This window comes from Pseudoalteromonas sp. TAE79 (assembly GCF_000498015.1).
Taxonomy (GTDB): domain Bacteria; phylum Pseudomonadota; class Gammaproteobacteria; order Enterobacterales; family Alteromonadaceae; genus Pseudoalteromonas.
On sequence record NZ_AUTL01000231.1, the window covers coordinates 4,766 to 15,861 of the forward strand.

Annotated in this window: 10 protein-coding genes, 1 tRNA gene and 1 pseudogene (1 of these 12 cut by a window edge); 3 read left to right on the top strand and 9 right to left on the bottom strand. The window is 40.1% G+C overall.

Going from position 1 to position 11,096, the window contains the following annotated elements:
• A pseudogene (locus L655_RS0118030) lies at nucleotides 1-778 on the top strand (TonB-dependent receptor); it begins 1,295 nt to the left of the window's first position.
• 53 nt (nucleotides 779-831) lie between these two features.
• On the opposite strand, the gene L655_RS0118035 reads toward L655_RS0118030, so the two are convergent.
• On the bottom strand, nucleotides 832-1,623 hold the full coding sequence (locus L655_RS0118035; RefSeq protein WP_024605835.1) for a helix-turn-helix transcriptional regulator: 792 nt from the start codon (nucleotides 1,621-1,623) through the stop codon (nucleotides 832-834).
• A 106-nt stretch (nucleotides 1,624-1,729) separates the two neighbouring features.
• Between L655_RS0118035 and L655_RS0118040 the strand changes: the two genes are divergently transcribed.
• Complete coding sequence (locus L655_RS0118040; protein WP_024605836.1) at nucleotides 1,730-2,926, top strand: MFS transporter; 1,197 nt, start codon at nucleotides 1,730-1,732, stop codon at nucleotides 2,924-2,926.
• Here the strand turns inward: L655_RS0118040 and L655_RS0118045 are convergent.
• From L655_RS0118045 to L655_RS0118060, 4 genes are all read right to left on the bottom strand, one after another.
• Nucleotides 2,915-3,136, bottom strand: coding sequence for a hypothetical protein (locus L655_RS0118045; RefSeq protein ID WP_024605837.1), 222 nt, complete (start codon nucleotides 3,134-3,136; stop codon nucleotides 2,915-2,917). The two genes, L655_RS0118040 and L655_RS0118045, sit on opposite strands and share 12 nt — an antisense overlap.
• Before the next feature lie 111 nt (nucleotides 3,137-3,247).
• Nucleotides 3,248-3,661 carry a GFA family protein gene (locus L655_RS0118050; RefSeq protein ID WP_024605838.1) on the bottom strand — a complete coding sequence of 138 codons (414 nt, stop codon included), beginning with the start codon at nucleotides 3,659-3,661 and terminating at the stop codon, nucleotides 3,248-3,250.
• Between the two features lie 233 nt (nucleotides 3,662-3,894).
• Complete coding sequence (locus tag L655_RS0118055; protein ID WP_024605839.1) at nucleotides 3,895-5,187, bottom strand: amidohydrolase; 1,293 nt, start codon at nucleotides 5,185-5,187, stop codon at nucleotides 3,895-3,897.
• Nucleotides 5,188-5,588: 401 nt separating this feature from the next.
• Nucleotides 5,589-6,578, bottom strand: a complete 990-nt coding sequence (locus tag L655_RS0118060) for a fatty acid desaturase (protein WP_024605840.1) — start codon at nucleotides 6,576-6,578, stop codon at nucleotides 5,589-5,591.
• A gap of 391 nt (nucleotides 6,579-6,969) precedes the next feature.
• On the opposite strand from L655_RS0118060, the gene L655_RS0118065 reads away from it, so the two are divergent.
• A tRNA-Leu gene (locus L655_RS0118065) sits at nucleotides 6,970-7,054 on the top strand.
• A gap of 224 nt (nucleotides 7,055-7,278) precedes the next feature.
• Here the strand turns inward: L655_RS0118065 and L655_RS0118070 are convergent.
• From L655_RS0118070 to L655_RS0118085, 4 genes are all read right to left on the bottom strand, one after another.
• Nucleotides 7,279-7,752 (bottom strand): VOC family protein, encoded by a 474-nt coding sequence (locus L655_RS0118070; RefSeq protein ID WP_024595441.1) that lies wholly within the window; start codon nucleotides 7,750-7,752, stop codon nucleotides 7,279-7,281.
• Nucleotides 7,753-7,852: 100 nt separating this feature from the next.
• Complete coding sequence (locus L655_RS0118075) at nucleotides 7,853-8,323, bottom strand: GFA family protein (protein WP_024605841.1); 471 nt, start codon at nucleotides 8,321-8,323, stop codon at nucleotides 7,853-7,855.
• 103 nt (nucleotides 8,324-8,426) lie between these two features.
• Nucleotides 8,427-10,499 (bottom strand): catalase, encoded by a 2,073-nt coding sequence (locus L655_RS0118080; RefSeq protein WP_024605842.1) that lies wholly within the window; start codon nucleotides 10,497-10,499, stop codon nucleotides 8,427-8,429.
• Between the two features lie 285 nt (nucleotides 10,500-10,784).
• The coding region (locus L655_RS0118085) for a group II intron maturase-specific domain-containing protein (RefSeq protein ID WP_024605253.1) at nucleotides 10,785-11,096 on the bottom strand (312 nt) is incomplete at its 5' end.

Below are 11,096 nucleotides of genomic sequence, written 5' to 3' on the forward strand. Positions count from 1 at the left end.
CTGCCGATACAGCCGCCCAGCGAGTGCTAAAAATAGTTTTAGTAATTTATCGCCAAAGCTTGGGTTGAGTTATCAGTACAATACAAATAACACGCTTTATGCGAACTTTTCTCGTGGTTACCGCGCCCCACAAGCCGCTGAGTTATACCAATTACAACGCGAGCAAACTACTGCAAATTTAAGCGCCGAAATAGCTAATAATGCAGAGCTGGGTATTAAAGGAATTTACGAAAAACTACGTTATGGTGTGTCGGTTTACGCTATGAGTAAACACAATACGATTTACCGTGATAGTGACTTTTTTACGGTAAATAATGGCAGCTCTCGCCATCGCGGTATTGAGCTTGAACTTGATTACCAGCTTACAAATACACTCTCACTCAACTTTGCAGGCACGCACGCAAAGCATACTTACACTGACAACCAAGTGCTTAACGGTCTAAATATAAACGGCAACGACATAGATACCGCACCGCGTAATATTGCTAATTTCGATTTAACATGGCAGGCACTAAACAATGCACAGTTTGCTTTGCAGTGGCAACGCGTTGGTAACTACTACACCGACCCAGAAAACTTAAATAAATACCAAGGGCATGGTATTTTAAGCCTGCGTGCGCAGTGGCAAGTTACTAGTAATCTTGAAGTACTTGCTCGCATTATTAATTTAACCAATGAAGCTTATGCAGAGCGCGCCGACTACACCAGTTTTACCGGCGACAGATACTTCCCTGGCAAACCTCGTAACGCGATGCTTTCGGCAACTTACACGTGGTAATGCTTATTTAAGGGCTAAGCTAATTTAAGGGCTAAGCTAATTTAAGGGCTAACCTAATTTAACTGATTTAAGTCGCTCATGTATTTCATGGGCGACTTTTTCATCACCTTTTTAAACATAGTAATAAACGCACTCACCGACTCATACCCTAATAGCTCCGACACCTGCTGCACACTTTGTTTATCAGAAAGCGCTTTTAAGGCTGTAATTATATGCAATTGCGTACGCCACTTTCCAAATGTCATACCTGTTTCTTTTTTAATTAACCGCGCTAATGTGCGCTCAGTTAATGCAAACTGCTTAGCCCATTGTGGTAGTGTTTTTCGATTGTTTGGCTTGTTTATGAGCTGATCGCTCATAGTTTGAATTACCTCATTTTTAGATAATACAAAATCGAGTGGTTGTACTGGCATTTCAATAAGTTGATCAAATAACACCTGCGCTAAACGTGCTGTTTTACTATTTAAAGTATAGTGCTGATTATGCGCAGCCAACTCGCACATTAGCTCTTTAACCAGCGGCGTAATGGCTAAAGTACAAGTATTTAGCGGCATACCGTTTTTACTACTATCAATAAATAAATGACAAAGCTGCGCGTTATCAGACGCCCTATTACTATGCACCTTTTGTGCTGGGATCCAAATTGCACTATGCGTAGGCACCATCCACATTTTTGCTGACACTTCACACGTTACATAACCATGTAGCGCTAAAATTAATTGCCCTTTTGGATGGGTATGTAGTGGTATTTCGTGACTTGCATGCGCGTGCTCTATTTTCGCTATTATAGGCTGCGCCATAGTTTCAAAATTTTTAATGTCGTCCCAGCCAATTGCATCAAACATAGTTTTGTCTGTTTTTAGTTATTTAATGTCATTATCTCTAAATTATAGTTTTTGCTAAGCCTTTATACTAGCGCCCATTAAGTATTAGCTTTAATGGTCTTCCCTTTTGTTAAATAACACACCTAAATCACGCTTTGCTGGCATATTACTTGTGCTTGGCATATTACTTATTGCCGCAAATTTACGCGCCACATTTACAGGTATTGCACCTGTGCTTGAACAAATTATTAATCACTTTGGGCTTAGCGCATCGCAAGCTGGTTTTTTAACAACATTGCCACTCATTGCCTTTGCGGTTGTATCGCCAATGGCCGCAACTCTTGCTAAAAAGCAAGGGTTAGAGCGCACCTTGTTTGTGGCTTTGTTATTTATACTTGCAGGGGTTGCAGCGCGGGTAATAAATACCTCAGCTATGCTTTTTGTAGGCACCGCTATTATTGGTGTGGGCATTGCCATCGCAAACGTATTATTACCAAGTTTAATTAAGCGCGACTTCCCTGCAAAGGTTGCGTTAATGACCTCAGCCTACGTGCTTACTATGGGCGTGGTATCGGGTGGGTTTTCTACTTTAGTATTTCCGCTTAGTCAGTTAAACGGGTTAGGATGGCAACTTGCGCTGGGCTCATCAGCTCTTATTACTTTGGCGAGTATTATTGTATGGATGTCACAATTAAGTAAGCACACAAAACCCGCGAGTATTGATCAACACACCGATACGTCAAAAAGTGTATGGCGTTATTTACTAGCATGGCAAATTACCCTACTGCTGGGCTTAAACTCGTTTTTAAATTATATAATTATTACGTGGTTACCAAGCATATTAACCGAAACTGGTCACTCAGCTACCCAAGCAGGTGCTTATCATGGTGCTTTTCAAATAGCGACTGCATTACCGGGTTTAATATTAATCCCCCTATTGGCAAAATTAAAAGATCAAAGCGCGCTTAGCTTTATTTTAGCCATGTTGAGTGCACTCAGTGCATTGGGGCTACTTTATATGCCTAGCTTTGCTTTTGTTTGGACCCTAATGCTGGGCTTTTGCTCTGGGGCATGTTTTATATTGGGGCTGTCGTTTATTAGTTTACGAACTGACGATTCGCAACAAGCAGCGTCGCTTTCAGGAATGTCGCAAAGCGTAGGTTATTTGCTCGCGGCTATTGGTCCTATGCTAGCTGGTGCATTACACACTACAACAGGCAGTTGGAGTGCGCCATTGTGGTTGTGCGCTATTGCCGGAGTACTGTGTGCATTATGTGGTTTGGGCAGTGGTAAAAACACCACTTTAGCTAAATCAGCTAACTAGCTGCTGTAACCACGAAAATAAACCAGACGAAGGTTTACTACTCGCGTGCTTTTGCTCATAGCGTTTATTCGTTGCTTCGCGCTGTTCACGGCGCTCTTGTGCTAAATTAGCTTTTGCAGCAAAACGCAAGCGCTGCTCTTGAGTAAGCTCATCATTAAAACTAATGGCTGTTTTTTTCACTGCTCGGCTGCTTTTAGGTGAACTACACATATTATTCTCCAAATGACTGACTTATAAGTAGACAGTCATTTGGTTAAATAAATTTCAAACCGCTTACTAAAAAAGTGATTTTTTATCAGTATTACTAATAACCCCAACTAACTAGTTTTGTGGGCTTGTATCAAACGCAGGTACTTCGTGTAAGCCGCTCAACCAGCTCAATGTTGATTTAGCCCAAATTTGTGCTGTTGGCGTAAACTGATCACGCTGATCAACCGCACCAATACGCAAGCCATATACACGGTCAGCTTTAGCTTCGTTAGTTGCATAAAGTGTTGTACCACATGTGCCACAAAAACCTTGCGCACGCTTGTTACCACTTTGCGCTGTTTTAACAAACTCTTTTGGCTCACCTTGGGTAAACACGACCGAATTTGGCTCTGCAATTATGACTGCTCTAAATGGGCCGCTCGACATACGTTGGCAATCGCTACAATGGCAAACAAGTGCGTTGTTATTTTGAGACTTTGCTTGGTATTTAATTTCACCACAGTAACAGCTTCCAGTAATTTCCATTATTTAAATCCTTAATGCTTATGAAGATTGAATCGAGATATAAGAGCGGCAATATCGATTCATTATTTTTAAAATATAAAAAAACTGCTCGCCGGTTCATTTGTATGTTCGGTTAGATTTTTAATTTTTGAGAGTGATTTTCAACGTTGAACAAGTGCTAAAAACATGATCCGATGTTTTAAATAAAACAGCAATACCACGTTAAGCTAATAGCGTAACGTGGTGTGTTTAAGCTATCTTTTATGTGCGTTTAAATAATCAACAGCTAACAGGCTAAGCGCCTTAGTGCCTACTTTAAACGATGATTCGTCGGCATAAAAATAAGGTGAGTGATTACTAGCCACTGTATTTAAATCTTGCTCACTTGGTGTGCCGCCTAAAAATACAAATACACTCGGCACTTCTAATGCGTAAAACGAAAAGTCTTCTGCGCCGGTTATTTTTCCCATTTCAACTACGTTTTCATTACCTGCTGCTTTTTTAAGGCTAGGTAACATTTGCGCAGTTAACTTTGGGTTATTAATCGTTACCGGATAACCTTCGTGAATGTGTACCTCTGCAGTAGCACCTGACGATTTAGCAATGTGCGTGGCTGTGGTTTTTATTTTTTCAAATATTTGTGCTCGGTTATCCATATCAAAATTACGAATTGTACCTACCATTTCGACTTCTTCAGGAATAATATTATTACGTACCCCACCCGCTATCTTACCAAACGAGACAATAGCAGGCTCTTTGGTAATGTTGATTTGGCGACTAACAATATGATTTACGCCTGTTACTATTTGCGCAGCTGCGGCAATGGGGTCAACCCCAGTCCACGGTGCAGAGCCGTGTGCCTGCTTGCCATGTACTGTTATTTCAAATCGGTCTGCACTGGCCATAGCTGGGCCACTTCTATAACCAATTTTACCGCTGTGCAAACTAGATGTTATGTGTAACCCAAAAGCAGCTTCTGGTTTGTATTGTTTAAATATGCCTTCTTTAAGCATTAGCTCAGCGCCACCCTCTTCCCCCTCAGGTGCGCCTTCTTCTGCAGGCTGAAATACAAACATAATATTACCGTGTAGCTCATCTTTCATGTTTGCAAGCACTTGTGCAGCGCCCATTAGCATAGCCGCGTGCGTGTCGTGCCCACAAGCATGCATTATGCCTACATCTACACCACGGTAATTAGTGGTTTTAGTTGATTTAAAATCAACATCTGCTTTTTCAGTAACTGGCAGCGCGTCCATATCTGCGCGTAGCATTACTGTCGGGCCAGGCTTTGCGCCTTTTAATAGCCCCACAACACCTGTATAAGCAATCTCCGTTTGTACTTCCATACCCAGCGACTTTAAGTGCTTAGCGACGATATCTGCTGTGCGGGTTTCGCGATTTCCAAGCTCAGGGTTTTGATGAAAATAACGTCGCCAATCAATAACCTGCTGCTCTATCTTTTTAACTTGCTGATCAATGTTTGCATTGGCATTAAACGCACTAAGGGCAGCAAAGCCCAACGCTATTGAAATTAGTGATTTTTTCATCCTGTTTGTCCTTATTATATTTATTGGTTTTATAATATTGATGAGCACGAGCCCTTATGTATTATTGAGAACATAATTAGTTTGCTCTATAACCACTATTACTGAAGGCTCTACAATAATCAATCCCATTTAAGCTAGATGCTCAACTATGAAGGGCCACTTCACTTTTCACTGGTTTTATCTATTTTTAGTTTAAAGGTTTAGCGCTAATTAAGCCTACCACTTTTGCTTTTGTTGATTTAAAAATGCCACTAAATAGTCCACCAACGCACGGACAGTCGGGCTTAATAAACGTTGCGATGGGTAGAGTAAATTCACGGGTAATGGGCTTGGCACATAATCGCTATTCAAACTATATAATAAGAATAGTAATGCAGAACCTCCCCTTATGTTGGGGGTAATTATTTATACGCGTTAGCATTTTTAATGCTGTCAAAATCGTTAAAGCGCACGTTGTGCTGCGCCATTACTTTAAGTATTTTTTTACTTAGCATTTGGCGTAAATAAAACGGCTGATTTGGCACAAAATGATGGATGGTATGCGTTTTACCAAAGTTAAAACAAAATAAGTGAAACGGCATGAATAAACGACTCGTTAGCACATGAGTTTGTTCAAGCATGTTATTAACGCCACCATAGTAATGCATGCTTGAGGTAACAAAATTAAGCGAGCTTGAGCGAATAATATTAGGCACAATGAGCACAACCATTAAAAATTCAAACACATCCATTGTACTTAACAACCAACTAGGTGAATTTAGCGAAAGTGGTATAAATAAATCAACAATATGGAATAAAATAACGCTATATAAAATAGCAAAATACGCAGTCGCTATCGGAAATCCCGCATTAAAAACACTCGAAAAACTAAAGCCATTAATTTCTTTTCTAAAACGTTTAGTAGAAATAATTAGCCCTAATAACCCATCTACAATAACTAGCGCACGTAAAAATGGATTTTTAATACCGTTTCCCACCAAGCGTTCTTCTAGGTCTTGTTGTGTGCCTGAGGTTTTGTGATGGTGTAAATGCATTTTACGTCGGTACCATGGGCTAATAGTATTTGGCCGCATTAACCATACTACTAACATCATAGAATTATGCATGAAAGGCTGATTGCTAAAGTATTGTTTATGTATAAGGTCGTGCTCTAACTCATGGGAAATAGACGCAGCAATAGCCGCAAGTACTATACATACCCAAGCAGGTATTAGGGCTAAATAATATAAAGCACCAACACCAATTAACGCGCTAAATGATAGCAATAAAATAATTAACCCTAAGGTATTTTGATGTGCAAGTAATGGGTGCTGTTGACGAAGTAATGCTTCTTCTGCCTTAATAGCTTTAACAATCGATTGAATGTTCTGTTTGGCACTTAATTGGGTCATAATTAATGTCTTAAAAACCTTGTTGTACAAATAATACCTGAATCAAGCGCAAAATCGGCATAAATCAGGAATAATTATTGTAATACGGCTAACTATTATCAATAGTTCAATTGCTCATTTATTCAATCGCATAACAATTTAATAGCACTCATAACCCAAAATATTCGCTTTATATATCGGCCCAAAAAGACTTAAAAAATTTACCAGTGGAGTCTCCTTGCTATAAACGATTAATTATCAATCAGTTGTTTATGCAAATAAAAGAAAAGGCTTGCCGCCCCCTCTTTTGTTTGTATAATGCGGATACAGAATAAGAGGTATATAAGTATCCTTTTTATTTTAAGTGGTTTTTCTTTATCTTTTTATGCTTAAAAGATTAAAGAAAAATTATGCCAGCGTGATGAAATTGGTAGACATGGGGGATTCAAAATCCCCTTCCGAAAGGAGTGCCGGTTCGAGTCCGGCCGCTGGTACCACTTTTGAACCTCAGCTAATTATTGGCTGAGGTTTTTTTATGCCTAAAATTTAACTAGTAATCTATACCAATTCGCTTTACTAAGTGAGCTACTTTTAGGTAAGAAAACCGTGTCGATAACAAGGCAAAACCTAGTTAAGCTGAAGCAAAAGCCACAAGCCACAAGCCTTCCATTGAAGCCATCAACGTAATTAGAAAGTTACATAAATCTAATTAGCATGCGAGTTATGCGTCTTGCTCTTGATTTGTTATATTCCCAATTCGATTATTTAACTCTTCGTTACTAACATCTTCTTTATGTGTACCAATGATCCATATATGACCAAATGGGTCTTGTAGCGTGCCGGCCCTATCACCATAAAACTGATCATGTACGGGTCTTATTTCTGTTGCACCAAGCTCAATTGCTTTTTTAAATACGGTATCAACATCTTCAACATAAAGCATAAGGCTTAGCGCTGTACCACCGAGCTCTTTTGGGTTTTTTAAATGCTCTTCAGAACCATTATCTGAAAGCATAATATGCGAATCACCAATTATTATTTCTGCATGTGCTATTCCACCATCAGGTAAAGGCATCTGCATTACGTGTTCAGCACTAAATGCATCACAATAAAAATCTATCGCTTTTTGTGCGTCATTCATAATTAGATAAGGTGTAACTGAATGAAACCCTTTTGGTATTGCTGAGACTGCCATAATATTCTCCTTTACTTACGCGGTGATTTTTAATATTTAATTAACTAAATATGCGTTTAATTACCCCTAAATTTAAGCTTAGCTCATACAAAAAATTGCGTTACTTTTCGAGGTTTAAACGCTTATGCCAAGCAGCAATACTTTCATCAGGGTATTCTTCAAACTGCTTGTCACCTTCATTAATGGGCGCATTTACCCAATTTGCTTTACTACCAAGCATTAAATGAGTGCGCTCTGGCGGTATGGGTAACTCACTATCTATTGCACCTGCAAAGGGGTGAACTTGCTCAGGCCAACGTGCATCGTATAACCACAAGTTAGCACTACAATGCTTACAAAAATGACGCTCTGCAGGGCTGATTTTATCGCCTATTTTTGCATGATAAATAGTTATGTGTTCACGCCCTGTAACCTCAAGCGTGCTGTATTGCGCGTTTAAATTAATAACAAACCCGCCGCCCCCTGCGGTTTTACGGCATATAGAGCAGTAACATAAATTGTAAGGATAAGGGTGTTTTGAGTTGACCGTAAATACCACTTTGCCACAGTGACAAGCGCCATTAAGCTTCATAATATATCCAATATTTATTGTTGGCTTGAACTAATACCTTAACTAGGTGAGCTAAAAAAAACCACAACAATTACATGCTGTGGTTTTTTAATTATTGAGCTTACTAACGCTCCCAATATCTTAAATTACGCAATGTATTTATAAATTTATCGGCTGAATGTGCCTCTAAATCTATCCAACCATCATCTACTTTTCCATCTAGGCCTGCCGCTTTAAATAAAGGCTTAGCCTCATTTGTAAAGCCTATAAATTTCATATGTGCGTACGCATCACTTACAAAGTCTTTAGCTTCTGCTATGGCAGCTAGTTTTTCAGCTCCATCTTCGGTGGTGAGTACAAGTACCGCATCGTATAAAACCGATGGACCACCATTAATAACCTGATCAGCTTTAAAGTGCTTACCTTTACTGCATTTAGCACCGCCAACTTGCGGGGCAATAATTTCAAAGTTTGCACCTTCACTTTTAAGTGCATTGGTAACCGATTCAAAAAATTCTGCATTAAAGCCATCACTTACTAAAATACCTAATTTACGGCCTTTGAAGGTGTTGGGCGCATTTTTCAAAATACTTAACGCATCAGATACAGGTAAGTCTTTACGTGTTGGCATTGCTGCTTCTGCCGGATCTGGCATTTCTTGCAAGCCAAGTCCTTCGGCAACTTTATTTGCGAGGGTTTCGTCAATATTTAACAAGTGCGATACCAAACGTTCTCGTATTGGCAAATGCTCAACTTTAGACAGCTCAAACACGTATGCAGATTGAATATGCGCCTGCTCTACCTCTGTTTGACTTAAATAGAATTGACGGGCTTGACTGTAATGATCGCTGAATGTTTCTGAGCGATAACGCAGTTTATCACCGCCGCTTACTTCAGGTTCCTTTGAGCTTTTAAAGCCATGTACTGGGCATTCGCGTGGGTTGTTTTCGTCGCCGCTCCATGAGTTTGGCTCATAATTAACACGCCCTTTTGGATTGTGCATTGCCATGTGGCCATCTTGCTGAAAATGACGCATTGGACATTTAGGCGCATTGACCGGAATATGCGTAAAATTAGGACCACCTAAACGCTTGGTTTGAGTATCTAAGTATGAAAAGTTACGACCTTGCAGTAGCGGGTCGGGAGTAAAGTCGAGCCCCGGTACAATGTTTTGAGTACAAAATGCTACTTGCTCTGTTTCTGCAAAAAAGTTGTCTACAACACGGTCAAGCACCATACGACCAACAATTTGCACTGGTACTTGCTCTTCAGGTATAAGCTTGGTGGCATCAAAAACATCAAATTCAAATTCATCAGCAAATTGCTGATCAAACACCTGTACACCTAGTTCCCACTCTGGGAAGTCGCCGTTGCCAATAGATTCCCACATATCTCTGCGATGAAAATCAGGGTCCGCGCCGTTTAGCTTAAGTGCTTCGTTCCATACTACAGATTGCATTCCGCCTTTTGGTTTCCAATGAAATTTAACAAATTTCTCATCACCTTTGGCATTAATAAATTTAAAGGTATGAACACCAAAACCTTCCATAAAGCGTAAAGAGCGTGGAATAGCTCTATCAGACATTGCCCACATAACCATGTGCATTGACTCAGGTGACAAACTCACAAAGTCCCAAAAGTTATCATGTGCTGTTTGCGCTTGTGGAAAACCACGATCAGGCTCGGCTTTAGCTGAATGAACTAAGTCTGGAAACTTCATCGCATCCTGAATAAAGAATACCGGTATATTGTTGCCCACTAAATCCCAGTTTCCTTCTTGAGTATAAAATTTCACCGCAAAACCACGTACATCACGTGCTAAATCTGGAGACCCTTTATTACCTGCAACTGTAGAGAAACGAGTAAATACTGGGGTTTTTTCACCTTTTCGCTGAAAAATATCTGCACAGGTTAAATCTTCAAGCGTGTCGTAAGTTTCAAAATATCCGTGTGCACCATAGCCTCTAGCGTGCACTACACGCTCAGGAATGCGCTCGTGATCAAAGTGAAAGATCTTCTCGCGCATTATGTGATCTTCTAATAATCCTGGGCCACGCTTTCCAGCACGTAATGAATTTTGATCGTCACTTACAGGGCAGCCCTGCGCGGTGGTCATGGTAGGGTGTTCATCCGACGCTTTTTGATGCAATTCACCGCCATGCCCTTTATTACCTGCGTATTTAAATGATTCAGCCATGTTTAGTCCTTCATACAGTTTGATTTAATGGGTCAATAGTTTTTATGAGCTTAAAAGCTAAAAGCGACTATGCAAATGCAAAATAAAGACCAGCCATCCAACCTAGTAAAAAAGGGCTGTACAGATAAAAATGTAGTATTTGAGGTGATTTATAAAAGAAAAAGGTTACACAGGTATGTAACTTTTTCACACATCGAGTAGGGTGAGGCTTATGCCTCATCCCTCTCACAGAACCGTACGTACGGACCTCGTATACGGCTCCTGTACCCTTCACATTTTATCAACTTATTTCCTAAACGCTGATAAAGCAAGCCATCCCGTATTCACTTTTTCTATTGGATATAAACCAAGCTCCTCAAACCATTGGTTTGGCATCGATACACAAGATAAAGGGCTTAGTGAGTTACGCCACGAGTTCATCTTTATGAACTTAAACGGTGGCTTTTTCCCTAACTGCTTTAGTCGTCGATGTAGCCTTGATGGCTTCTTCCACAACCTCAGCTGTATTGCCCTTAGTCTTCGTCTGATCCAACCTGCCAAGGCTTTTAGCTCTCGCTTACAATTGGCTATACTAAAATAATTTACAAAACCGCGCAC